The organism is Siminovitchia sp. FSL W7-1587, from assembly GCF_037963795.1.
Classification (GTDB): Bacteria; Bacillota; Bacilli; order Bacillales; family Bacillaceae_C; genus Siminovitchia; species Siminovitchia thermophila.
The window spans coordinates 2432740-2458854 of sequence record NZ_CP150169.1; the positions used below are offsets into that span (position 1 = coordinate 2432740).

Annotated in this window: 21 protein-coding genes and 2 pseudogenes; 13 read left to right on the top strand and 10 right to left on the bottom strand. The window is 42.1% G+C overall.

Translation table 11 applies throughout. The annotated features are described in order from the left end of the window. The first annotated feature begins 29 nt into the window (after positions 1-29). The 5 genes from NST31_RS11455 to NST31_RS11475 all read left to right on the top strand — a co-directional run bounded on the left by NST31_RS11455 (position 30) and on the right by NST31_RS11475 (position 5919). Complete coding sequence (locus NST31_RS11455; RefSeq protein WP_339160675.1) at positions 30-1118, top strand: iron ABC transporter permease; 1089 nt, start codon at positions 30-32, stop codon at positions 1116-1118. Further along, positions 1118-1939: an ABC transporter ATP-binding protein gene (locus tag NST31_RS11460; protein WP_339160677.1), complete on the top strand. Its 822-nt coding sequence runs from the start codon at positions 1118-1120 to the stop codon at positions 1937-1939. Before NST31_RS11455 ends, NST31_RS11460 begins: the two co-directional genes overlap by 1 nt. 3 nt (positions 1940-1942) lie before the next feature. Continuing rightward, on the top strand, positions 1943-2962 hold the full coding sequence (locus NST31_RS11465; RefSeq protein ID WP_339160679.1) for an ABC transporter substrate-binding protein: 1020 nt from the start codon (positions 1943-1945) through the stop codon (positions 2960-2962). A gap of 22 nt (positions 2963-2984) precedes the next feature. Then, positions 2985-3932, top strand: coding sequence for a ferrochelatase (hemH, locus tag NST31_RS11470; protein ID WP_339160681.1), 948 nt, complete (start codon positions 2985-2987; stop codon positions 3930-3932). A gap of 460 nt (positions 3933-4392) precedes the next feature. Next, positions 4393-5919 carry a malate:quinone oxidoreductase gene (locus NST31_RS11475; protein WP_321189686.1) on the top strand — a complete coding sequence of 509 codons (1527 nt, stop codon included), beginning with the start codon at positions 4393-4395 and terminating at the stop codon, positions 5917-5919. Positions 5920-6031: 112 nt separating this feature from the next. Here the strand turns inward: NST31_RS11475 and NST31_RS11480 are convergent, their stop codons facing one another. The 3 genes and pseudogenes from NST31_RS11480 to NST31_RS11490 all read right to left on the bottom strand — a co-directional run. Continuing rightward, complete coding sequence (locus NST31_RS11480; RefSeq protein WP_339160682.1) at positions 6032-6256, bottom strand: ECF transporter S component; 225 nt, start codon at positions 6254-6256, stop codon at positions 6032-6034. 319 nt (positions 6257-6575) lie between these two features. After that, a protein-coding gene (locus NST31_RS11485) for an IS3 family transposase (protein ID WP_212951973.1) occupies positions 6576-7804 on the bottom strand; the annotation gives its coding sequence in 2 pieces (ribosomal slippage) (positions 6576-7516 and positions 7516-7804; 1230 coding nt in all). 79 nt (positions 7805-7883) lie between these two features. Then, positions 7884-8222 (bottom strand): annotated as a pseudogene (locus NST31_RS11490) (ECF transporter S component); the annotation flags it as partial. A gap of 136 nt (positions 8223-8358) precedes the next feature. On the opposite strand from NST31_RS11490, the gene NST31_RS11495 reads away from it, so the two are divergent. The 6 genes from NST31_RS11495 (at position 8359) to NST31_RS11520 (ending at position 14911) form a co-directional block, all read left to right on the top strand. Further along, positions 8359-8499 carry a hypothetical protein gene (locus tag NST31_RS11495; RefSeq protein WP_205178997.1) on the top strand — a complete coding sequence of 47 codons (141 nt, stop codon included), beginning with the start codon at positions 8359-8361 and terminating at the stop codon, positions 8497-8499. A 261-nt stretch (positions 8500-8760) separates the two neighbouring features. Then, positions 8761-9777: a trypsin-like serine protease gene (locus NST31_RS11500; protein WP_339160688.1), complete on the top strand. Its 1017-nt coding sequence runs from the start codon at positions 8761-8763 to the stop codon at positions 9775-9777. Between the two features lie 428 nt (positions 9778-10205). Then, positions 10206-10547: a hypothetical protein gene (locus tag NST31_RS11505; RefSeq protein ID WP_339160689.1), complete on the top strand. Its 342-nt coding sequence runs from the start codon at positions 10206-10208 to the stop codon at positions 10545-10547. 350 nt (positions 10548-10897) lie between these two features. Further along, positions 10898-11473: a TetR/AcrR family transcriptional regulator gene (locus NST31_RS11510; RefSeq protein WP_339160690.1), complete on the top strand. Its 576-nt coding sequence runs from the start codon at positions 10898-10900 to the stop codon at positions 11471-11473. 112 nt (positions 11474-11585) lie between these two features. Continuing rightward, entirely contained in the window at positions 11586-14048 is a 2463-nt protein-coding gene (locus NST31_RS11515; RefSeq protein WP_339160693.1) for a YhgE/Pip domain-containing protein, read from the top strand. Between the two features lie 164 nt (positions 14049-14212). After that, on the top strand, positions 14213-14911 hold the full coding sequence (locus tag NST31_RS11520; protein ID WP_339160696.1) for an SDR family oxidoreductase: 699 nt from the start codon (positions 14213-14215) through the stop codon (positions 14909-14911). A 98-nt stretch (positions 14912-15009) separates the two neighbouring features. Here NST31_RS11520 and NST31_RS11525 read toward each other — a convergent pair whose 3' ends face one another. The 3 genes from NST31_RS11525 to NST31_RS11535 all read right to left on the bottom strand — a co-directional run bounded on the left by NST31_RS11525 (position 15010) and on the right by NST31_RS11535 (position 17573). After that, positions 15010-15198 carry a hypothetical protein gene (locus NST31_RS11525; RefSeq protein ID WP_339160699.1) on the bottom strand — a complete coding sequence of 63 codons (189 nt, stop codon included), beginning with the start codon at positions 15196-15198 and terminating at the stop codon, positions 15010-15012. Positions 15199-15395: 197 nt separating this feature from the next. Continuing rightward, entirely contained in the window at positions 15396-16556 is a 1161-nt protein-coding gene (trpB, locus tag NST31_RS11530) for a tryptophan synthase subunit beta (protein WP_339160700.1), read from the bottom strand. Positions 16557-16790: 234 nt separating this feature from the next. Next, positions 16791-17573, bottom strand: coding sequence for an HAD-IA family hydrolase (locus tag NST31_RS11535; RefSeq protein WP_339160702.1), 783 nt, complete (start codon positions 17571-17573; stop codon positions 16791-16793). 814 nt (positions 17574-18387) lie between these two features. Between NST31_RS11535 and dpsA the strand changes: the two genes are divergently transcribed. Continuing rightward, positions 18388-19266 carry a dipicolinate synthase subunit DpsA gene (dpsA, locus tag NST31_RS11540; RefSeq protein ID WP_339160703.1) on the top strand — a complete coding sequence of 293 codons (879 nt, stop codon included), beginning with the start codon at positions 18388-18390 and terminating at the stop codon, positions 19264-19266. Between the two features lie 419 nt (positions 19267-19685). Here dpsA and NST31_RS11545 read toward each other — a convergent pair. After that, a pseudogene (locus NST31_RS11545) lies at positions 19686-20232 on the bottom strand (O-methyltransferase); the annotation flags it as partial. A 67-nt stretch (positions 20233-20299) separates the two neighbouring features. Next, positions 20300-21136, bottom strand: a complete 837-nt coding sequence (locus NST31_RS11550; RefSeq protein ID WP_339160704.1) for a TetR/AcrR family transcriptional regulator — start codon at positions 21134-21136, stop codon at positions 20300-20302. A 95-nt stretch (positions 21137-21231) separates the two neighbouring features. Here NST31_RS11550 and NST31_RS11555 point away from each other — a divergent pair, with 95 nt between their 5' ends. Continuing rightward, a complete protein-coding gene (locus NST31_RS11555) occupies positions 21232-24315 on the top strand; it encodes an efflux RND transporter permease subunit (RefSeq protein ID WP_339160706.1) in 3084 nt (1027 codons plus the stop codon). A 153-nt stretch (positions 24316-24468) separates the two neighbouring features. Here the strand turns inward: NST31_RS11555 and NST31_RS11560 are convergent, their stop codons facing one another. Together NST31_RS11560 and NST31_RS11565 are read right to left on the bottom strand one after the other, a co-directional pair. Beyond that, positions 24469-25557 carry a DegT/DnrJ/EryC1/StrS family aminotransferase gene (locus tag NST31_RS11560; RefSeq protein WP_339160708.1) on the bottom strand — a complete coding sequence of 363 codons (1089 nt, stop codon included), beginning with the start codon at positions 25555-25557 and terminating at the stop codon, positions 24469-24471. Further along, entirely contained in the window at positions 25541-26101 is a 561-nt protein-coding gene (locus tag NST31_RS11565; RefSeq protein ID WP_339160710.1) for a DapH/DapD/GlmU-related protein, read from the bottom strand. Before NST31_RS11565 ends, NST31_RS11560 begins: the two co-directional genes overlap by 17 nt. Positions 26102-26115 lie beyond the last annotated feature (14 nt).

The following is a 26115-nucleotide window of genomic DNA, read 5'->3' on the forward strand; positions in this document are numbered from 1 at the left end:
TTCCCTTAACCAAGTTAGGGGGTGGCCTATTGATTCAGAAACAGTTAGAAACAGAAAATCGTCTGCAAGCTCGGAGAGTGAATTACAAAAAAAGTTGGCGAAAGTATGTATTTCTTTTAAGCTTTCTTGGTTTTATCTTAATATTCTCCATGATTTTGGCCAATTCAATAGGTCCAGTACCTATCCCTTTTCAACAAACCATTGCCATTATGTTGGATGCTCTCCATATCGAACAAGGATTGGATTACATAGAGAGGGATGCCATTGTTGTAATGGACATCAGACTACCGCGTGTAATTGTCGGCGCATTGGTGGGAGGAGCCTTGGGTACGGCAGGAGCCATTATGCAAGGTTTATTTCGAAATCCTTTAGTCGAGCCGGGCTATATTGGCGTTTCAAGTGGTGCGGCATTAGCCGCGGTCATGGTTCTTTTTTTTGGCTTAGTAAAATACAGTTTGTGGATTTTGCCCGGAGCAGCCTTTTTAGGTGCGCTTATATCAATGGGGATTGTGTTGGCAGTTTGGGAGATGAGCAGGAAAACATCAGTGTCGACATTACTGCTGGTGGGTTTGGGGCTAAATCTGTTCGTCTCGGCTGTTATTAGTGTTTTTGTTGCCAGTGCTCCCAGTGAGCAAGAGCTTCGCAGCATCGTCTTTTGGTTACAGGGTGGATTGGAAGGTCGAACTTGGCAACATGTTCAACTCATTAGTCCATTTATTCTTGCGGCTATAGTAGGTGTCTGTTTTTTCGCAAGGGAATTAAATATGATGTTGCTCGGTGATGATCAAGCAAAAAGTACCGGAGTGAATGTCCGAAGAACAAGATATATTTTGTTAGGCTTAAGTGCCCTTATGACCGGTACGGGTGTAGCTGTCAGTGGGACAATTGGCTTTGTCGGCCTTGTTGTGCCACATGTGATTCGCCTTTTATTCGGTGCCGATCACCGCTTTTTACTTCCTGCCAGCGCGCTCGGTGGAGCGGCATTTCTTGTTTTGGCGGATACTGTTTCACGTATGGCTTTTGAAAGGGTTCATCTGCAAGTGGGGGTTGTTTGTGCTTTAATCGGAGCGCCGATCTTTTTAATGCTTGTTCTCCGTTCAAAAAGGGGGAGTGTCTAATGAGTATCTCGTGCCATCAACTTGTGGTTCAAATCGGAAAAAAGAAAATTCTAAAATCGGTTTCTTTTAGTGCGATAAGGGGCACTTTTATTGGTCTGATTGGCCCAAATGGCTCTGGAAAATCGACTTGGCTGAAAGCTTTAGGCGGATTACTAAGTTATCAGTCTGGTACGATCCGCATTCAAAACAAGAAAATCAGCTCATATTCCGCCAATCAATTGGCAAAAATGATTGGTTATGTGCCTCAAGATACAACCATTGGATTCGATTTTCGTGTGAGAGACATCGTAATGATGGGGAGACATTCCCATATCCCGCGTTTTGGTTTTGGCCGTTTCACCGATTATGAGCGGGTGAATGAAGCGATGGAAAGAACAGCGATTACCCATCTCTCTGAGCAATCGGTGACAAGCTTATCCGGCGGGCAAAGGCAAATGGTGTTTATTGCCAAGGCTTTGGCGCAAGACCCGTCTATTTTATTATTGGATGAACCTACTTCGGCACTTGATCTTCATCGGCAGCTTCAAGTGCTCGAACTGGTGCGCGAATTGGTTGACGAAGGAATGATCGCTATTGCCGCTTTACACGATTTAAACATGGCTGCCAGGTTTTGCGATCAATTAGTTTTATTAAAAAACGGAGAAGTGCAGGCCGCGGGGGAGCCTAAAGCTGTATTGACAAAGAAAAGGTTACAGGAGAGTTATCATGTTGAGACTGCTATTCGCCATGATGAACTCATTCATGCCCAGACCGTCACAGCGTTAAAATATCAGCCTCCCGAACAGGAAATCATAAATGAAAGAAAGAATGGAGTTGGGTAATGGATGAGAAAAATCATATTTTATGGATGTACGCTGCTCGTGTTATTTTTTGTGAGCGGATGTGGGCAAAATGAACAAAAGACGAACAGTGAACCGGCAAATCAACAGAAAGATGCGGAGAAAGAGTCTTTTTCGAATGATAAAGAAAAGGGTCAGGAGGGTGAATTCCCGCGTACGGTTGATGTTTACGGAGAAGAAATCACAATCGAAAAGAAGCCGGAAAAAGTTGCGGCATTATCTTTAAATGTAGCGGAAATTGCAGTGGATTTACTTGGTGCGGAGCACATTGCAGCTATAACAACAAGCGCGGAAAATGATCGTTTATCCCATATCACCGAAGAACTCGATCAGATTCCCCATAAAATTGCAGGCGCCACCTCATTAGATCCGGAAGTTGTTTTGTCGTATGAGCCTGATTTGGTGCTTTTAACGTTAACCCATGGGTCTGAACAGGATGCGAATAAGATGTTGCAATCAGCGGGTGTGCCACTAGCGTCTTTTGACCGTTGGATGACGGTGGAATCTTTAATGGAGAATTATCAACTTATTGGCGAATTGGTTGGTGAAGAAGCAAAGGCGGAAAAAAGGGTGGCGGAGATGAAGGCGAAAGTGGAAAAGGTTCAAAAACAAGTGGCGGATCAAAAAGAAAAGCCTTCTGTTTTACTGCTTTCACAAGTAGGTTCTAATACAGGCCCTTATATTCTGGGTCCATCCAGTATTGCGTATGACATCGTAAAACTTGCGGGTGGCACACCGGCATCGGATGTACTCAACTTGGATAAAACAACGCCTGCTTCGATAGAGCATATAATCGAAATAGATCCGGATTACATTGTTCTCGTTGAGTGGGGATCGACAAGCGGGGAATTTTCCGAACTGTTGGATTCACCGGGGTTTAACACTTTGCGTGCTGTTGAATCAGGCAATGTAAAGAATATCCCGGCAAAATCTATTTCCCAGCCTAATGCTTATGTAGTAGATATACTGGAGGAACTGGCAGAATGGATTCATCCAAACCAATGACCAATGCAAGGATGTGTATAAAATGATTGGTATCATAATTTTTGCGTATGGCGGTCCAACATCTATGGATGATTTACTGGATTATTATACTCATATCCATCATGGCAAGGCGCCGAGCGAGGAAAGTATAGAAGCAGTGAAAGAAAAGTATAGGCATGTTGGAGAAGCAAATCAGCTTGGAAGTATGACAAGAAGGCAGGCGCTGGCTTTAGAGCATGCTTTACAGCCTTGCTTTGAGGAACAAGTAAAGTCCTATGTCGCTTTTAAACATACGCCTCCTTTTGTGCGGGAAACGGTTGAAAAAATGGTGGCAGACGGGGTTGAAAAAATCATCACCTTTCCGATTAAACCACTGTATTCAAAAATGGGCATTCGTTACTACCAACGTCAAGTCCGAAAGACTTTGAACATGCTTGGGTGTGATATGCCGATTGTGGATGTTGAACACTGGCATCAACAGGAAGATTTTATCCGAATCTTAGCCCAGCGTGTTCAAGAAGCGTTAGATTGGTTGCCTAAAGACGAATTTCAAGCTTCTTCTGTTATTTTTACGGCCCATAGTCAACCAGGTCTTGCGAAAACGCATGAAATCTATATACAGCAGTTTTCCGAATTGGCAAAGTTGGTTGCGGAGCAATTGCATGTGCCGGATTGGGAAATAGCTTACCGAAGTGCTGGTGAAAAGAAAGAACTGTGGCTTGGCCCTGATGTAAAAGATGTCATTCGAGAAAAAGCAAGCCAAGGCATTAAAGCGGTAGTCACATGTGATTTATTATCAGTAACAACCAATTTGGAAGCTCTATATGACATAGGATTCGATTTACAGGAACAATGTCGAGAATGGAACATAGAGTTAGTAAGGACTGCTTTTTTGGATGATTCCTATGATTTTATCCAAGCCTTGAAGAAAGTGGTCGTGCAAAAAGTAACTGCAGAAGCAAAAGGTTGGTTACGCCCTAATGCCATATAGTTTGTTTGCCCAAACCCGAAAAGAATGTAGTTTCTTTATCGGGTTTTTACTTTCGTATTATTGTGGATGGCTAAAGGGACGGGGAACATTTTAGCGTAAGGAATGTGAATATTGAAGGCATATGCAAAGTAATAGAATAGTAACATCTGGCGTGGGTGGGATTTTATGGTAAAATGCCACACATAGGAATTTTATCCTAATTGTGGTAAAAATGGCTTTTCCCTATACTGTATTAGGTCTCGCGGGACTTTAATTTTTTGTATTATAACAGTTTAGTCATCAATTCTTCGAAATCAATCTTAAATTTAGATAATACAAAATAAAGATTCTTATCTCTAAAAGGCTCTTATGAACGATGATTAGGGTATAATAGAGTTAGAGAAGATTTGTGATTAGTTCGCGCTCTGCTTGTTCGATGCTCAAGTAAGAGCGCCTTCATTCTATATGTAAATTTCAGTGTATAAGGAAGGTCGAAATGAGCGATAAACAAACGAAAACAGACGTTATCTTAATTGGTGCTGGCATTATGAGCGCGACTTTGGGTTCGTTACTAAAAGAGTTAGCGCCGCAGTGGGAAATCAAAGTGTTTGAGAAACTGTCAGATGCGGGAGAAGAAAGCTCTAACGAATGGAACAATGCGGGTACGGGCCATTCCGCACTTTGTGAACTTAACTATACACCCGAAAAATCGGACGGATCGATCGATATCCGCAAAGCAGTAAAAATTAATGAACAGTTCCAGCTATCAAAACAGTTTTGGTCTTATCTTGTAAACAGCCAAATGATTCACGATCCGCAGGACTTTATTAGGCAAATACCCCATATGAGTTTCGTAGAAGGGGAAAAGAATGTCGCATTCTTGAAAAAACGTTTTGAGGCACTGGCAAACAACCCTCTTTTTCAAGGAATGGAGTTTTCCGATGACCCGGAAAAATTGAAGGAATGGGTTCCGCTCATCATGGAAGGCCGCACATTGAATGAACCGATAGCGGCAACAAAAATCGACTCGGGCACGGACGTCAACTTTGGTGCATTAACACGCATACTATTTGACCACTTAAAGCGAAGGGGCGTCGAAATCAATTATAAGCACTATGTGAAGGACATCAAACGTAACAGCGATGGCTTGTGGGAAGTGAAGATGCATAATATGGACAGTGGCACAATTGAACACCATACTGCAAAATTCATCTTTATCGGCGCCGGAGGAGGAAGTCTTCCATTACTTCAAAAAACCGGTATTCCCGAGTCAAAACATATTGGAGGTTTTCCTGTAAGCGGACTGTTTATGGTCTGTAAGAATCCGGAAGTGGTAGAGCAACACCACGCAAAAGTGTACGGTAAAGCAAAGGTCGGCGCTCCTCCCATGTCGGTTCCGCATCTTGATACAAGATTTATCAACAACGAGAAGACATTGCTGTTTGGACCGTTTGCCGGCTTTTCGCCCAAGTTCTTAAAGACGGGTTCAAATATGGACTTGATCGGTTCTGTTAAACCGAATAATGTCATCACGATGTTGGCGGCAGGGGTAAAAGAGATGAAATTAACAAAATATCTGATCCAGCAAGTGATGTTATCAAACGAACAGCGCATGGAAGAGTTGCGCGAGTTTATTCCGAGCGCCAAAAGCGAAGATTGGAACATCGTGACAGCTGGCCAGCGCGTGCAAGTCATCAAAGACACCGAAGCCGGCAAAGGAACGCTGCAATTTGGCACGGAAGTGGTGAATGCGGCCGATGGTTCAATCGCCGCGTTACTTGGTGCTTCTCCTGGTGCTTCTACTGCTGTTCACGTGATGCTTGAGGTATTGGAAAAATGCTTCCCGCAACATGTGAAAGAATGGGAGCCAAAAATTAAAGAAATGATCCCTTCTTATGGCGTGTCACTAGTGGAAAATCCAGATCTTTTCCAAGACATTCATGCTACAACAGATAATACGCTAGGTTTAGTGGATCATAGAAAAACAGATATGCTACAGGAAGCCTAAACTGCTGGGCCGAAAGTTTTTACCAATATAAAAAGCCGTATGGATACAGCATTTCACCTTGTATCCATACGGCTTTTCTTGTCTCTTTTGGGCGACGGACTGTGTTCAGTCATTATTTAAAAACGGGAATTTTTTTCAACACTATACAAACGGGAATAGCCACACCAATCCCTATGACACTCTGAATGATGTCTCCGGGAATGGAAGCCAATGGTACAATCCAACTGCCATACAGCACCCGCTCCCAAACGTAATAGCCGGCGATCATAGGAGGTATCGAAACAATCATGGCAACCAGGTTGAAAGTGATGCGGATTAACCCCCGTATTTTGGACATGGTTACTCTTAATCTATCTTTTTCTTAAAATAGCTCTCTATTTCTTGATTTTGGATTCTGTGCTTCTTGTCCGCCACCATTGACCTTGCTTTTGTCCGTGTAGCGGTATCCATGCAGGTTAGCGAAAATAAAAGCCTAGAGGCTCGCCTGCAACAGATGGTAACACGGACAAGTCGATTCTAAGTATTCGTTGGCGGGGCCCCGACCCCTTCCACCGCCTACTAAGAATCGGGCGCTGCGGTAAATGGCAAGCAGCTGCGCTGTGGCTCCTTTCGTAGCCTGACTAGGATTCCTATCGGCCCTGACTCCCTCAAATCGATCACACGCGAACCTCTTTGATTTCCAATTTATGATGCTTATTTTGTTCGTAAAACTCCTGAGGTGATAGGTCCAAAATACTTGAATGCATCCGTCTTTCGTTGTAGAAGACCATAAAATCCGTGACAGCTTCATAGGCTTGCGCATAGGTTTCAAACTGCCACCTTGAGAGGCAATCATCTTCAAAAATTCGATGAAAAGATTCAATATGGGCATTCATATTCGGCGTTCTTGGCGGAATTCTTTCATGTTCCATATGGTATTTTTCGCAAAATTCCTCAAAAGTATGGGAAACAAACTGTGGCCCATTGTCTGTTCGGATCACTGGTTTGATCGCTGCGTTGAATTGTTGGCGTCTTAACAATGCTTGTTGAAGTGCCTGGACGGCATCTTTAGCTGTACAGCTTAATCCGTTATGATAGGCGACAATTCCACGGTCATATACATCGATAATGGACATGACGAAGAAAAACCGGTCTTCCCCTTCGATGTAGCCGTATTTGATATCCGCTTCCCATAGTTGGTTTGAGTCTGTTATCGTACGGTTTCGTGCCAGTTTCCTAGGGTGTTGGGTCTTCTTTTTGCGTTGTGGACGCAGGATACCCAGCTCTTTGCACAACCGGTAGACTTTCTTCTTGTTGATGACAAGGCTATATTCGCGGCGAAGCCTCTTAGTCAGTTTGCGGTAGCCATAGTTGAAGCCATCGCCTGCAATTTCCTCCAGAAGGAATTCTTTGATTTGTTCGTCTGATACTTTTCGTCCGTCTTCTGTGAAGGAATAACCTGGTGCTGGACGTCCCTCACTCACTTTTTTCTCTTCCACACGGTAGTTCTTTTGGTAATAATAGGTGGAACGAGCGATCCCTATGACCTTTAGCACCTTAGAAATAGAATAGCCTTTTTGAATCCAGTGGTCGGCTACTTCAATTTTTTCAGCAAGTGAGGGTTTTTCTTTTTTATAATGTCGCGTAAAATCGCGATTTCAAGGTCTTTTTCACCAAGCAATGTTTTAAGCTTTTCATTTTCCTTGGATACTTCTTTCGGGTCAAAATCTGGTAAAACAGCGACATCAACATCACCATATTTTCCGTCTTTATATTCCCGCACCCAACGGCATACCATGTTGGAATTCAGTTCATAACGGCGGGCAACAAGGCTGTTATTGCCTGTCTCCTGGGCCTCTTTGATGACTTGTAATTTAAACTCCTTGGAGTGTTTGTTTCGTGTCATGTTGTTAGCCTCCTTGGTACATTAAGCAGTATATTATTTTTTACCCTTATTGTCCAAGTTCATTTAGGGGCTAATTAGTGATGCTGCTTCCTCGCCGCTCTCCCTTCCAGGCAATTTTTCCAACGATATAGCCTTGCAAACCGCGGGTTAAAAAGGTGATAGGCGCCCACAATGTCCAGCCCGATACTAGGTCAAACAGCCCCATTCCGGCGGCCCCGGCAATAGCTCCCTTTTTTGGACCGAATAAAATGGATGCGATAAAGAGCATGGCTGTTCCAAGGTGAACCAAACCGCCATTCGCTGAAATAGGCAGTTTAATATTTAATAAGAGAGTGGCCACGAATACGAGAGCTGTTAACATGGCTGTCAGGATCAGATCAAACGTGTTGGAGCGCGAATAACTAGTTGTTCTTTGCATCATAGACCTTCTTTCTCTCATTTTGTTTTATTGATAAGATTAGCAAAGGATTGACTCCGCTAAAAGTGCCACTTTTATAAAAATAGAAGGGGCCAGATTGCAAAAGAAGCTTGGTCATTCATGGAGATTGATTGTAATGAGGAAGAGTAAGGTGGCCGTTGGCTATTTCAACCGTCCAAGCCAAACGGGCCATTCTTGGGCATTAAGAAAAGCTAACGAGGAAAAGGCGGTTGCCAACGAAACAAATCATACGATTTATCAGAAATCAGGAGGATGATGGGGTGAGTGAAACCGAGATACAACATCTTCAATCGTGACTCATTGGTTGTATCAACTCGTCCAGCCTGGGTAGCAAGACTGATATTTTGAAAAAATAAATCCCGTTCGTCTTCATTTAATTGTATTATTTACCAAATGAATAGAGATAATTTACTAAATATTTAAATATTACCTAATATTGTGTTGATTTAGAAATGAAAACGCTTTACAATAATGACTAATATACAAAAAATAAAAAAGGAAAGGAAGGAAATCAAAAATGAAAAAGTCACTCTACCTCGTTTTATGCATGTTGCTGTTTGCCTATTTTGTTGGGCCAATGGAGAGCTTGGCCGCATCCCCCCAACAGGAAAGCCCAAATGAAGTCTATGAGCGCTTCGATCTGCCAAAACTGGATAAAGATAAGACTCTCGCCTTGGAAGAAAGATATAAAAAAGATATCCAAAAGCTGCCGAAACAAAAAAATATTGATGCTGCCGAATTAAAACAGCTGGAAAGTAGCAATCTTAAAACCACCTCAGTCAGTTCTCAAGGAAACATATTAGAAGAACCAAATGCCCCTAAGTTAAACAGTCCCGTTGAATCAACTTCCCCTGATGTGACTTCTTTAGATGTTAGTCCACTTAGCGCAGATAACAGAGTAAAAGTAACGAATACAACTATAAGCCCTTATAATGCCATGGCACAAATCAGCTTTAGAGATTCATCCGGGAGTTGGTATGTATGCTCTGGGTCATTTATCAACGAGACGACAGTTCTTACAGCGGCACATTGTGTATATGATTCATATAATGATGAATTTTTCTCATATTGGGCTGTTTCTCCAGGACAAAATGGTACAGAGTTGCCTTATGATGGGGTGGCTTCTACCACGGCTTATGCACCATTAGGTTGGATGTCATCAAACCCTCCAGATCCGAGCAGCGTATACTTTAAAGATGTACAATATGATTATGCGGTTATAAAAATTGATTCTACTCATTCACCAAAATTATCTCTCAGCCAAAATGCGGGAGTGAACGATCCGATCATTTCTCATGGATATCCTGCTGATAAAGGTACAGGAACGGGCTATTATTACTTATATAAAAGCTCCGGCAAAATAAATAATATTTCTCAAAATACGATCATCCATAGCTCTTCTGTCACTGGCGGTATGAGTGGTGGGCCGATTCTGAATTCCAATTCTGTGATTTCTGTCAACAGTACAGCAAGTTGGGGACCAAAGTTTGGACCATCTGAAATATACCAAATATATCAATGGATGTCTCTTTAGTGACGGCCAAAAAACACTTACATTATAACCCTACTCCAAAATTTTGGAGAGGGTTTCTTTCCATTATGAAATAGCAGATAGCTGGATTTTTGAAAAAATGGTTTTTTAATTGGTTATGTCGAAAGATATGTTTGTTGTGATGTTAAATCGTCTTTTGCCTCTTTGGTTTATGCGTCTGCTTGAAAAGGGTGTTGAGTGATCATAGCGTCGCGCTAATGTTCTTTTGGATATTTATGTTACATGATGGAATCATTTATTTGTTATAAGCTACATATAAATGAAGAAGAGAATCCTATGTGTTCCAAATGTCAACGATTGAAAAAGAGGAAGTGAGAGCCATCAAACCGTTTATGATATTTTGTTTAGCAATCTTGTTAGTTAGTTGCTCTACTTCGGGTAATTCGAAAGAACAGGAGGAACATTCGAAAATGAAGGAAGTTACTTTGAAAATCATTGGTGGAGAAGAAAACGAATACTATTTGATAGAGGTATCAACAAAAGGAGAGCAATCTGACAGCAATTCTGCTGTGTTGCCTCAAGGGAGACTAGTAATGACAAATGAGGAAAAGGAAGCAACAATCAAGTTACATATGGATATTCCTTACACCATTCATGTGTCTAAATCGAAAGTGAAAACGGTAGATGAATTTATGGCTAAAAAGACATCTGGAGAGGTAGTAACCGGACCATTACTAAAAACCATCGAATTTACTCCTCGTCAAGACACAAGTACGCTAGAAATTCGTTTAGACAACGATCACAATGAATGATCAAAGAACAGGCTCCGTATGGCGGAAGTTGAAAGCAAAGGAATGCTTCCGCCCATGTCCAAACTGCAAGATTGACTGTAATCTTGATTGTCTGTGAGAGAAATCATATATCCGACCAGCATTACATGTATCTATTCAAGCTGGGTGACTTCATGTTAAAATGAATTGTTCGCCCCGACCGATCGTGTGGCAGTGGACAAGCAAGCTGAATTATATCCATGGAAAAAACACTTAACCAGCAATTAAAACAATGTGTTGCATCCTGTAAATCGATGTGTTAGTATTTCATTGTACGTATGACCAAAATGTTCAATTGGTCAAAATGGTTTCCCGAATGGGGGTGAAAGCACATGGCCATTGATCGGAAGCAGCAAATTTTACAGGCGGCAACAAACTCCTTTTCCTTATTTGGCTACAAAGCTACTACGATGGATCAAATAGCCAAATTGGCCAATGTCGGCAAGGGGACAATTTATACTTTTTATAAAAATAAAGAAGAGCTGTTTCATGAAATTATTTCTACTTTAATCCTTGAAATGAAAGCGGCGGTTGAAAAAGAGATATATGATAATGCAACGTTTTATGAAAAGGTGGATCGCGCGCTTTTTACATTATTGGAGTTCCGGACTGACCATCAACTCATGATTAAACTCATACAGGAAGAAAAGGAAATGGGAACGCCGGCGGTAAAGGACGTCATCCAAAAGATCGAAAACACGATTATCCAGTACGTGGGAAACATTGTCCAAAAAGGGATTGAAAAAGGCGAGATTAAGCCATGCAATCCCGAAATCACGGCTTTTGTCATTTTGAAGCTTTATGTCGCGCTCATCTTTGATTGGGAGAAGGTCCGTGAGCCGTTGGAGAAAGAGGACATATCAAAACTGTTTAAATTATATTTGTTTAAGGGGTTATCCAACAGATAATCCTTATTTTTAAAACAATTTTGACCAATTGAATAAAGCGGTCAATGATTATTTTGCGTGAAATTGACTAGTTGAATATAATGGTCGTTTTTTCGGAAGGGAGAATAAATGGATGGAGAAATCTAGCTTTTTAACGGAATGGAAGCAAATTCTGACAAATAAAAAAGTGCTGATTCCCGTTATCGCTGTCATTTTTGTTCCATTATTATATGCGGGGATGTTTCTTTGGTCTTTCTGGGACCCATATGAATATTTGAGTGATTTGCCTGTTGTTGTCGTAAATGAAGATGTTGGGGCTGACTATGAGGGAGAGAGATTGGAATTAGGTAAAGAACTGGTCGATAAGTTGAAGGATAACGATGAATTCCAATTTCACTTTGTCCCCAAAAAAGAAGGATACCGGGATTTGAAAAACCGAAAATATTATATGCTGATCGAAATACCGAAGGATTTCTCGAAAAATGCGACGACGCTAATGGACGAAAAACCAAAGAAATTAGCTTTAAAGTACGTACCGAATGAAGCTTACAATTTCCTTTCTTCTCAAATCGGAGAAACAGCGGCAAAAGAAATCAAGGCCGAGGTTGCCAAAGCTGTTTCCACCACATATGCCGAAACAATGTTTGCCAAGGTTGAAGAAGTAGCGGAAGGTCTTGAAAAAGCGAGTGATGGCAGTAAAAAATTAGATGAAGGGGCTAAAAAAGTAGCGGATGGATCCAAAGAATTGACAGATAATCTTGAAGTGCTGGCATTCAGCTCCATTGAATTTGAAAATGGAATAACAAAGGTACGCTCCGGTTCCAATGAACTTGCCAATGGATCACGGGAACTGGCGGACGGGATGAATCAATTGACAGATGCCAGTGAAAAACTTTACAGCGCGTCCACAGAAGTGCAACAAGGCTCACAAGCATTAACAGGCGGTATTTCCCAAATGAACAACGGGTTACAGGAAATGAGCGGGAAAATACCGGACTTGGTCGAGGGAACAGGACAGGTGCAGGAAGGGCTCAAACAGCTTCAAACCCAATTGCCAAAGCAAATGGCCACTACGATCCATGCGAAAATCCAGGCAAGCGGCCAGGAAATGAATCAAGGTTTGGATCAATTGAATCAGGGCATTAACGGGAAACTGCAAAATGACTTAGTGAATGGGCTGTCTGGGCAGCTTTCAGCAGGTGTGGCACAAGGAGTTGCCGATCAAATTGATAAAATGCAAAAAGAGCAGATGGATAAGCTTTCCGCAGCTTTATTAGATAATGGGGTTCCAAAAGAAGCCGTTCAAAAAATAATTTCCCAAGTAGGAGCCGCCTCCCCGACGAAAGAACAAGTTGAGCAGACCTTAGTGAATCAACTGCAACCTCAAATAGAAACCGGCGTCAATCAAGGAGTTCATCAAGCCACTGCGGGGATCGATGAGGCATTCGGCTTGTATAAGAGTGAAGTAAATAAAAAACTTGGCGGCTCAACCGCCGGACTGGAGAAAGAAATTCAACAAGCGGTTGATCCGGCATTGAATCAATTAGGAACGGGTCTTGGAGCTATCCAGTCTGGCCAGCTTGCGCTTCAGGAAGGGGTCAACCAACTGTCGAATGGAGCAAAAAATCTTAACGACGGGTCTTCCAAGTTAAGCAGCGGCCAACAAGAATATGTGAAAAACATGGAATTATTCACACGAAAAATGGGAGAAGCGAATTCTGGTGCCCACCAATTATCGGACGGCGCCAATAAATTACATGACGGAATGGGTCAATTGGCAGATGGCTCCTCGAAAATCAAAGACGGATCGCAAAAACTAGCTGATGGGTCCTCTAAGCTGTCAGAAGGAACAACCGAACTGCATGGTGGAACAGCAGAATTACATGAAAAATTGAGTGATGCGGCAGAAGAGGCGGGCTCGGTAGAGGCTAATGATGATACGTATGATATGATGGGAAATCCTGTTAAAGTGAATAAGGAACAGGTAAGTCCGGTTCCAAACTACGGAACAGGTTTTGCTCCATACTTTGTGTCGCTGGGATTGTTTGTCGGTGCTTTATTGATGACTATTGTCTTCAATATGAAGGAACCCGCAGGAAAGCCGCGTAATGGCATCTCCTGGTTCCTTGGCAAATTCGGCGTTGTGGCCGTTATCGGAGTGATCCAGGCATTATTAGTCGATGCTGTCTTATTATTTGGATTGGGAATGGAAGTAAAAAGTATTCCATTATTCCTTTTTGTATCCATCATAACGAGTCTTGCTTTTATGACATTGATACAACTTCTCGTCACCACAATGGGTGATCCGGGGCGTTTCATTGCGATTATTATTTTGATTTTGCAACTGACAACAAGCGCGGGAACGTTCCCGTTGGAGTTAATTCCGAAAGTTCTCCAACCGATCAACAACTTATTGCCGATGACATATACCGTTCAGGCGTTTAAAGCGGTGATTTCAAGCGGAGATTATGCGTTCATGTGGCAAAATATCGGTATTCTAGCCTTATATATCCTGGGCTGTGCCGCGTTAACAATAACTTATTTTATGGTCAAAAAGAAAAAAACAAACGGACAGCATTCAGAGGCTGCAGTATAGCGATCAAAGACAGGTATTATGACAATGTTGTAATACCTGTCTTTTTGTCAATATGTTGGTTTATTTAAAAGGTGGCTGATTATTTAAGCGGGAATGCGATCTGTTTTCTTCCTATTTTCCTTCGTGTTACACTCGGTTAAAAGAGGTAAATGGAGGAATGGAACATGGAGCAATTACAAGGCAAAACAGTTGTTATCACAGGAGCAAGCAGCGGAATTGGCGCCGCCATTGCCAAAGAACTGGCGGCAGAGGGCGCCAATGTTGTTCTGGCCGCCAGACGTCACGAAAAGTTGAATGAAATAGAGAAGGAGATAAATCGGCAAGCTAGAGGGAAAGCATTTGTGGTGAGGACGGATATGGCCAACAGGGAAGAAGTAGAGGAAATGGTGAAAAAAGCGCTGGAAGCATTTGGACGTATTGATATTTTTGTCAATAACGCGGGCCAGATGCTTTCCGCCACTGTCCAGTCCGGTAAAGTCGAAGAGTGGGAGAAAATGATTGACGTGAACATAAAAGGGGTGCTATACGGTATCAATGCCGTTTTGCCTTCCATGCTTGAACGCTCGGCCGGTCATATTATCAATATTGCTTCTGTTTCCGGTTTTGAAGTGACAAAGATGAGCACAGTTTACAGCGCAACCAAGTTTGCGGTCCGTGCTATTTCAATGGGACTGGAAAAGGAACTGGCCAGAACCGGTGTCCGTGTAACTAATATTTCTCCGGGCATGGTGGACACTTCATTGAGCACAAGTGTGTCCAACCGTAAAAAACTGGAGGCTGAGGATATCGCAAAAGCTGTGTTATACGCCGTTACCCAGCCTGATTATGTGAATGTAAATGAAATCACCGTCAGACCGGTTTGATGGAAAAGAAGCCGGGGGCTCCATTTCGCATTTTTCACGCAGCCTTTGAACGCCCCTTCTTGACTTTTCGCACTTGGCCCAGGGGCACTGTCACTTCATCAGAAGTCTTTGTTTAATTCTTGGAGTCTTTGGTCGATATGGGAAATGACGAAGTGACATTCTTCAATCTCAAACTTATTTCGCGCTTTTAAAAAATATTGAAGACATTTCACCGCATGTTTTCGCCATGCTGTTAATTCCTCAACTGTACATTGTTGTATCTGTTTTTTAACTCGTTTCCGGTCCATTTTGATCACCCTCCCAGAAAATTCAAATAAGGGAGTTGGAAGGCCTATTTTTCAATCGCGCAAAAAGGTGCTGTCTAAAAAGTCCAACTTAGAGTAAAGACGCTAAAACTTAAAACCCAAGAATGTTGATTTTACAGCATTCTTGGGTTTTATTTTTTTGATTTTCAAGCTCTAATATTACTTTTCGGACAGCTCTATTATTTTTTCTCCATTTCAAACACTTGCTGGACGTCTTTGTCGCCCCGGCCGGATAAGTTTACGATAATGATATCATTTTGATCCAGTGTAGGGGCAAATTTGGTCGTATAGGCGATGGCGTGCGCACTTTCCAGTGCCGGGATGATGCCTTCCACTTTTGACAATAATTTGAAGGCTTCCAGCACTTCATCGTTGGAAACTGTGTAATATTCCGCTCTGCCTGATTCTTTTAAGTAGCTGTGTTCAGGGCCGATTCCCGGATAATCCAATCCGGCAGCGATGGAATAGGTTGGCTGTGGGTTGCCGTTTTCATCTATTAAGGCGAGACATTTGAATCCATGGAGCTCGGCAGGCACGCCTTTCGTCAAGGAAGGAGCTTGGTCAGGCTCGATCCCGATCAGACGTACATCTTGTTCGTCTATATAATGGGCAAATGCGCCTATTGCGTTGCTCCCCCCGCCTGTACAAGCGACAACCGCGGTAGGCAGCTTTCCTTCTTTTTCCAGAATTTGTTTCTTAGACTCTTCACTGATGATGGCTTGAAAATGTTTTACAATCGTTGGATAAGGATGTGGACCGACCGCTGATCCAAGTAAATAGAATGTATGGTCATAGTTTTGTACCAAATCGTTCAATGCTTCATCAACTGCATCTTTTAAACGACCCTGGCCTTTATCCACCGCGACAACCTTTGCGCCCAATAACTCCATTCTGAATACATTCAGCGCCTGTCTTCTCGTATCCTCCGCTCCCATATAAATGACGCAATCCATCCCGAACATCGCGCAGGCGGTAGCAGTGGCCACCCCGTGCTGTCCCGCCCCGGTTTCGGCGATAATCCGCTTGATGCCCATTCGTTTCGCAAGCAAAATTTGCCCGATGGCGTTATTGATTTTATGGGCTCCTGTATGGTTTAAATCTTCCCGCTTTAAATAAATTTTTGCCCCGCCAAGTTTGTCCGTCAAATTTTTAGCGAAAGTGAGCGGATTTTCTCTGCCCACATATTCTTTTACATAATAGGCAAGCTCTCTATTAAATTCTTCATCATTTTTGTACTTCTCGAATTGCTCCTCCAACTGGTCCATTACTTTCTGTAAGTCAGGAGGAACGAAACTTCCGCCAAACTGGCCGAAATAACCTTTTTGCTTCACTGTGCTCATCTTGTCTCAACTCTCCTCATAAATATAACATTTATATAAATAGTAACAGGTAAAGAATTCATTGTACATACTTCCCGGTTCCGTTTCACACTATTTTGTCAATAACTATCTAGCGCTAACATATGGAAAACAAATCCCTATAAGTTTCGTTTTACCGGAAAAAAAGATTTCAAACAATGCCTAAACGTTGTTTGAAATCTTTCTGAAGCTGGTCGGTATTTGTAAAGAAGGTATCTATAAATCTTTTAAAACATCATAAACATTCGTCAGTCGCTGAATCTCAAAGGAAGGCACGACCTCATTCCGTTCTTTTTGCTCGCGGTTGATCCAGACAGATTTGATTCCTGCGCGATTTGCCCCCAAAATATCTGTGTTTAAGTTGTCGCCTACCATGATGGCCTCATCATTGTGCAAGGACATTAGTGACAGAGCATGCTCAAAGATTCCTTTATCAGGTTTCCCTTTCCCATAATCGCCAGAAATGATAATTTCCTCAAAGTATGGTCTCAATTCTGGGGTGATGGTCAATTTTATGTTTTGCAAGCTTGGTGATCCATTGGTAATCAGCACGAGCCGATAATCTTTTGTAAGTGTATCCAGCACTTGAAATGTATCGTCATAAACAAACGGGACTTTCCGGCGGTTTTGGGGAAAAAGTTCTCCCAGTTCAGACCCCAAATCCGGATCATCTATACCCAATTGTTTCAAACCGAGTGTCCATGCGTCTTTTCGATATGTGGGAACAATGTTGCTTAATTTTTGAAAGTCTGCTGTTTCATCCTTAAACTCTCCCCATAACCCTTCAAAAGGATTGATCCCGATCATTTGGGTAAACGGATATGTTTCATAAGAAGAGTATAGCGCTCTCGCACTCTCGCGAACCGCTTGTTCCAATTGATCCGGGTCTAATCCACAGCGTTCTTCAGCCGTTTTACATGTCGCGGCAAAAGCCTCTTTCACACTTTTTTGATCCCATAACAGGGTATCGTCTAAATCGAAAAAAATAGCCTTGATCATGATATTCCTCACTTTTATTTTTTCATTCACCACTAATCTCATTGTACCTATAAAGCAGGCCAAATTCTAGTCCCGGAACAAAGCAGCCGCAACGCTTTTTCCATATGTTTCATCTTTAGGCCGGACAAAAATATGGTTGGAGCTGAATGTTACCAAATAGTCAAGGTTATAAATTATACAATATAAAGCTTTTTATCCTATGGATTTATATTTTATATAAATGATAGGTGTGTTTTTGGAGGTTTTTATTCAATTGCTGATTTGGAAAAGCGGGTATCTGAAGGAAAGTTTTGTGAAGATTTATATGATCAATTGAACGTTCTCTGCTTCGAAGTGCCATCTTTACGACAAAGAAAGCAAGATATACCATTATTGGTAGAAGATTTTGATGAACAGGATCGAGGAAAGAGTCGGATTTTACCCAATGCAGCTTACAAGCAAAGGAATGTCCATTTTATCCACATATAATTGGCCCGGGAACATTCGGGAATTGGAAAACGTGTTAGAAAGATTCATGAACGAGAGTACTTCAACCGTTATTCCGGATTTATTAGTGATGAAGCAGATGCAAACATTACCGGGGTCTTCTTCCCAGAATAAAATAGTTCTTTGCCATCCTTGGCTTCTACTTCACTTCTGCCTTTAAAGGTTGTGGATTAAATAAACATTACATTACTATGGCAGTTCGTTGGAAAGTAAAAAGCAGGCAGCCCGCTCTTTGGGAATCTCGATTTCAACGCTTTATAACAAGATAGAGATTATCAACTAATATATAGAAACAAGCTAAATATGGAACGGAAAGGCGGTATTATTGGTGGAAAAGCATTTGTCTCTGTTGATTATGGGTGGTGATCAGCGCTATGTTGAAGTCATTAATCAATTAGCTTCCAAAGAGATCGATATATTTGTAGCCGGATTCGACCAATTGATTTTCTCCCATTCCAACATACATAATGAAAAGCTGGATCAAGTCGACTTTAGGCGAATTGATGCCATTTTGCTTCCTTTGGGCGGAACGAATGCCCGCGGTGAAGTAGAGGCCGTCTATTCGGAGAAATCTTTGAACGTGTCGCCCGATATGTTAAAAAAGACTCCTGAACATTGCATTGTGTATACGGGGATTTCAAATGAATATTTAGACCGTATTGTGAAGCAAGCTGATCGCAAGCTTGTCCGTTTAATGGACCGTCACGATGTTGCTATTTTAAATTCCATTCCTACAGCCGAGGCCGTATTAAACATTGCCATAGAAGAAACAGACTATACGATTCACGGTTCTCATGTGATGGTGCTGGGATTTGGCAGAACGGGTGTTACTTTGGCAAGGCTATTCTCCGCTGTCGGGGCGCAAGTGAGTGTGGCCGCAAGAAAGGATGCCGATCTAGCCCGCATCACTGAAATGGGGCTGCGTCCGGTTCACTTTGACCATTTAGCCGATTATATTGCTAAAACCGATATTTGTATCAATACAATTCCCCAACAGATTTTGGAAGCGGCGATCCTTTCAAAAATGAACCCGGCGGCTCTGATCATTGACATAGCCTCCAAACCAGGGGGAACGGACTTTGCATTTGCAGAAAAGAAAGGCTTAAAGACCATCCACGCTCTTGGGCTTCCAGGGAAAACGGCTCCAAAGACAGCCGGAAAAATAATTGGCACTATATTAGACAGGCTTTTAACACAGTCGTTCTAAATATGCCTGCCGCCTAATGGTGGCAGATATTATATATTGCCGTTAAATTTCATATCCTATCGGCAAGTAACGGCCCCCCGGAAAGACAGCCGGGCACTGGCTGTATGAGCAAAGATCGCGGATGTATATCGAGAGAAATCCAAAGGAGGTGATCTTTTTTAGCAGGCAAGATGGCAATTCACAGCATTCTGATACAATTGTTTTCTTATTTCTTTACTTTTGAAATGGTCATCCCATCCCCAATTGGAATAAGCAGAGAACCAAAGTTTTATCCCGCATGTAAGGTGGCATACACACCACATCAAGACCTAAGTTGATACAAAAGGTCTAAGTGGGAGAAAGCGGCACCTACATGCCCGATTCGTTCAACTAACATTCAGTAGGAGATGGAAGAAAACCCCTACTGAATGAAGTTTCACTTTATTAAATTTTTCCATGAATTCAGTATAACGCTTTGCTTTAGCTCCCGGATCTGCTACACTGCCGACCGCAAGTACGTTATCAGCGACGATCAAAGCATCTGGTTCCCCAGTCTGATGCATATTTCAAGTAGTTTTTATAATTAACTTATCTGCATCCATAAAGAAAAAAATCGCTTCTGATCGACACGAGTTTTTCAAGGATTTGGAGAACTGGTCCTGTCATACAGGATACTTGATCGCCAAAGCCGGCTTTAGATAGATTGCTGTGTGCCAACTCAGCGTATCTCTCCTCAAGTTCAAGGGAGGTTAATGTTCCATCTGTACCGAATCCCCTGGCAAGGCAAATCCCGCTATAACCTCCAAGGGCTCCTATTTCCAAAATCTTTTAGCCCCGGAAATGGATATGAGCATGGTTAAAAGCTTTTCGGAGGAGGGAGGATACTGTGGAGGGCAGTCCGTTTTCTTTTATGGATGAAATCACTTCCTCCAAAAGAGGATTTTGGTGATAAAAGACTGAATCGATATAACGGTTAATTTGCTTCATGACATTCCATTCATTTCTGATGTTTCCAAAGGTACTTACATTCGAAACAGATGTTTCTGCATTTCCGTCATGTTTGAAGCCCCCAATAATGGCGGAGCAAATAAGCTATCATTTTACAAGAAGGATGATGTCGAATATTTTCCAGCAAGCCCTTCACAATGGCAGGGCTGAAACTCGGCTCCAATAGATGTTCTTTTAACAAGCTTAACGATTCTTTTTCAATCGAATCTTCCATTTCTTCGATTTTTTCTTCCATCATTTCAAGGAGCTGTTCCTTTGTTATATTTTCATTTGTCGGACTTTTTAATGTTTGAAGCAGTTCTTGCGAAATAAAAGGGATGGTTGTGTATTTAGCGAGTATATTTGTTTTCTCGACGAGTGATTGGGCCAATAGTTTTACATCGAACGGCGCATCACCAAATAAAAGAAGTTGGGAATAAGTATTGATGAGTCCTTTGACACAATAGATAAGATCATATTTTGACTTTTTGATTGTTTCACCATAGTTCCGTTCCAGCAAGGTTAAAATCATTTTCTCGAATGATACTTCATAGGCATACATTTTATTCATAAATGTATCGTTAATTGTGAGTATTTGCTCTTTCAGGAGCAGTTTGGCAAAGTCATGATGTTTTTGAAAAGAATGGAACAACGTCTCATAAAATTCATATAAAAGAGCGGGATTTTTCGTGTTTTTGACCAGATAGTCAATATCTGATAAAATTTTCCTCAAAAAGTGATCAAGTAAAGCCAATATTAATTCATTTTTTGACTTGAATGATAGGTAAAATGCTCCTTTGGAAATGCCGCAATGTTCTGTTATTTGTTGAACTGATGTGGCCTCGAATCCTTGCTTCGCAAAAAGCTCCAATGCCTTTTCCATAATTAATTGTTTTTTCATCATAAAGCGATCGCTCCCAGGTATTTATTGACAAATGACCAATCAGTCATTATTATAAATAAATGTAAGAAAATAGTCAATTTAGGGCAGGTGGGATAGTGAAAGGGTTAGTCAATTTTGTCTTAAAGAACAAACTTGCTGTATGGCTGCTTACGATTATCATTACGGTATCAGGCATTTATTCAGGGACTCGAATGAAAACAGAGACGATTCCCGATATTTCCATTCCGTTCTTGATGGTTACGGGGGTATATCCCGGGGCTACTCCTGAACAGGTGATGGAAGATGTCTCCATTCCGATAGAAAAAGCAGCGGAAAACCTCGAACATGTAAAAGCTGTTTATTCCAGTTCCTATTCAAATATGGCCAGTATCGAGCTGGAATATGAATACGGCACTGATATGGATGAGGCAAATCGCGAATTAAAATCAGTGTTGGATAATCTGGAATTTCCAGAAGAAGTAGAGAAACCGACAACATCTGCGATCAGCATGAACATGATGCCGATTATGGCTCTTAGTATCAGCAGTTCGAAAGATGATATTGTTGAATTAACATCAACAGTAGAGGAAAGTTTGCTGCCGAAAATTGAAAAACTAGATGGTGTTGCTTCAGCCACCATTACCGGCCAGCATATTGAAGAAGTGGACCTTATATATGATCAAACGAAAATGAGTCAATTCGGTTTGACGGAAGATAAGGTCAAGGAAATGATTCAAGCCAGTAACATGGCAGTTTCATTGGGACTATATGAGTTTAAAGAAGGCGAGCAGGCTGTAGCGATTGATGGCAAATTTATGACCATTGACGAGCTAAAGGAAATGTTGATTCCTGTTACGCCCACACCTTCCAATTCATCACCATTTGTAAAGCTTGGCGATATTGCGGAAATCAAGACAGTCGGAAAGGTTGAATCGGTTTCCCGGACAAACGGAAAAGATGCCATAGCCATCCAAATTGTCAAAGATCAGCAGGCAAACACCGTTGATGTCGTTAATAAGGTCAAGAAGTTAGTCAAAGAGGAAAAATCGAAGTATGAGAATCTTGTGATTGATACAACGCTTGACCAGGGAGAACCAATTGAAGAATCCGTGGCAACGATGATTGAAAAGGCGTTATTTGGCGGGTTAATTGCTGTATTGATTATTCTTCTCTTCCTAAGGGACTTCAAATCAACACTCATTTCCATTATCTCCATTCCGGTTTCTATTTTCATGGCATTGTTGCTATTAAATTGGATGGATATCACATTAAATATTATGACGCTTGGGGCGGTCACCGTAGCAATTGGGCGAGTCATCGATGACTCGATTGTTGTTGTGGAAAATATATACCGTCGCTTGCATTTAAAAGAAGAAACATTAACAGGCCGTGCTCTTATACGTGAAGCGACCATTGAAATGTTCAAGCCGATTTTGTCCTCAACATTAGTGACGATTGCTGTATTTGCACCGATGATTTTTGTCGGCGGCATGGTCGGTGAATTGTTTATGCCATTCGCCTTAACGATGGCGTTTGCGCTGGGAGCTTCATTACTTGTGGCGATTACGATCGTTCCGGCTTTGTCGCATTTCTTATTTAAAAAGAAATTATACGGTGAAAAAACGGAAACGAGCCACAAAGGGCCAGGCAAGTTGGCAAACGGGTATCGAAACTTTCTTGAAAAAGTGCTCAACCATAAAATCATAGCATCAGTGTTGGCGACCCTCTTACTGGTGGGCAGTTTGGCGCTAACGCCACTCATCGGTTTCAGCTTTATGGGAAGCGAAGAAGAAAAGGTAATGTACTTAACGTACACACCAAAAGCGGGAGAGCTTCAAGACAAGACATTAGAAAATGTAAGAGAGCTTGAAGAGAAAATGCTGAAACGCGAGGATATTGATATTGTTCAAGTGTCCATTACGGAAGCTGGCGACGAGACGGCAATGATGATGGGCGGCGGCTCAGGCGGCGCCTTAATGTACCTGATTTTTGATGAGGAAATGGAAGACTTCCCGGAAGCAAGGGAGGAAATAGAAAAGTATGTAACATCACTTGACCAATCAGGCACATGGAAAAGCCAGAATTTCTCTTCGGGATCAGGAGCTACCAATGAAGTAAGCTACACTCTTTACAGTGAAGATTTAAATAAACTGAATGAATCTGTAAAACAGGTAGAGGACATCATGAAAAAACATGATGGATTAAAAGATGTTTCGTCCTCTGATGAAGAGGCTTATGTTGAATATACATTCCGAGTCGACCAGGCAGAATTACTGAATTATGGGTTGACAACAGGCCAGCTTGTGATGATGCTAAGCCCGCAAAAAGCAAAAGATGTTTTAACGACGGTGGAAAAAGACGGGGATTCCTTAGATGTCATTGTTCAACAAGAGCAAGATGCTAAACCGGAATCGATCGATGAACTCCTGGATAAACAAGTACCGACTGCGCAAGGCAACACAGTGCCTCTTTCCGAACTTGTCAACGTGAAGAAAGGGACTACGTTTAATACGCTTGCACGCAGTAAAGGCGAGTACTATGCAACGGTTTCGGGGACAGTAAAAGGCCAAGATATTTCAAAAGTAACATCCAAGATTGGTAAAGAAGTAGATAATCTGGATTTACCTAAAGGCGTGACAGTCGGAGTTGCCGGTGTACAAGCCGATATGCAGGAGACTTTTACACAATTGGGTATGGCCATGGCAGCGGCAATTGCGATTGTGTATTTTATCCTTGTAGTTACTTTCCATGAAGGTGTCGCACCGTTTTCGATCTTGTTTTCATTACCGTTTACCGTCATCGGATCTTTGGTCGGGTTATTTATTGCCGGTGAAACGATTTCGGTCTCTGTTATGATGGGACTATTGATGCTGATCGGGATTGTTGTGACGAACGCCATCGTTCTGGTCGACCGGATCATCCGTATGGAGCGCTCCGGATTGACGATGCGCCAGGCGATATTAGAAGCCGGAGCAACTCGTCTTCGCCCAATTCTCATGACCGCCATCGCTACAATTGGCGCGTTAATCCCATTGGCACTGGGAAATGGCGGAGGCGGCCTAATCTCAAGAGATTTAGGGATTACCGTTATCGGTGGATTAACAAGTTCGACGTTGCTAACTTTAATAGTTGTACCAATCGTGTATGAAGTATTATCCAAGTTATTCAAGAAAAATCGTAGACAAATAGAAGAAAATTAAGAAATGCGGCCCTGCGAGCAGGTAGAGATTACTTGCTTGCAGGGCTTTATTGCAGTCCGCTAACCTGCGCACTAGAGTTCCACTTTAGGCAGAAGTAACAATCAGCTTTTCCTTTCATAACATCTTCCTTTTCAATTCCTATTTACAAGAAAGCTAGAGAAGATTCATGTAAGACTCAATTACTGCCGCGACTTCTTCCGCTTTTACTTGATCATGGCAAGGAAGGGCTAACGTATGTTCTTGTAAATAACGGGCATTTTGCTTCGTTTGTCCGTACTTGCGCTGATAGTAACTCGTTGCACTTAAACAGTAGGTGCCAAAAGTGGATTCTATCTTGTGTTCGCGTAAATAGGCGATTAACGATCCAAGTTTAACCTGCTCCGGGATTTTAAAAACAGCAGACTGGACATTATGAATCACATGATCAGCAATCTTTTGGTTAGTAAAACCTAAAGGTTCCAAAAGCTGACGATATGTTTCCTTTAACTGGTTCCTTCTTTTAACAATTGAATCAAGCTTTTGTAACTGTTTCAAGCCCATAAGAGCTTGAATATCAGGCAGGCGATAATTGTAGCCGTAATCGACAAAATCTAATTGTCCGTTTGCCGGGACAGCACCATGATTTAACTTTCTTTCGAGCCAACTGCTCCAACGGTCACTATCTGTAACAATCGCTCCACCTTCCCCCGTAGTTAACAGTTTTCTTGGATGAAAGCTAAAACAAGTCAAATCGGCGATTTTTCCCGACTTGACGCCATTCTCACTGCTGCCTAGTGCACAGGCGGCATCATCAATTAATGGGAGCTGATAATGGTCACACATTTGTTTAATCTGATGAATCCCGGTTGGATTGCCGAGTGCGTCAACAAAAATAACGGCCTTCGTTTTCGGTGTTATTTGCTTCTCTAACTCTTCTGGCAGCATATTAAATGTATCTAAATCGACATCAGCAAAGATTGGCTTTGCTCCAAGCTCTTCAACGACATTCGCGGTAGCTGGAAATGAAAAATCAGAAACAATGACTTCATCACCTGGCTGAATATTGACTAAGCGAAGGCAGGTCGAAAGGGCTGTTGTTCCAGATGTTGTTAAAAAACTATGGCGAGCACCGACATACTGTTTCAAGCTGTCAGTGAATTGTTGAACGAACGGCCCTTTCGTTAATATGCCGGAAGAAAAGATTTGTTCAAGCTCATGCTGAACCTCTTCAAAGCGAATGTACGGTTCAACTAATCGAATCATCTGTGTTCTTCTCCTTTTTAGACATTTGGCGATTTTTAATGACTTTTGCGGGAACGCCGACAGCAATACTGTAGGGAGGGATCGTTTTATTCACGAGGGCGTTTGCGCCAATTTTTGAGTTGGCTCCGATAGTAACGCCGCCAAGAATGGTCGCGCCGATACCGATATTACAGTTTTTTTCGATGATAATAGGTGAAGAAACGAGAGGAGAAAAGACAATGGCTTCCTCAACATCATCTGGATCAATGTGAAAAGAGGCCAGCATTCGAACCGCGGGACCGATCCCGGCAAATTCGTTAATCTCGACCCCGCCAGCCCCATGGATAAAGCATTGCTGGCCGATCCAACTATTTGAAGCGATCCGCAATGTATCTTTGTAATAACCTTTAATAATCGTGTCATGGCCGATGTAAACATTGTCACCAAGATGAACATTTTCAGGATGGAAAATGCGCACGCCGTCTTCAATAATGACATGTTCACCACAGCTGCCAAGCTCGTCATATGAGAACGTTCCATCTCCTTCTGACTTCCACTTTTTCAACCGGTAAACCTCCA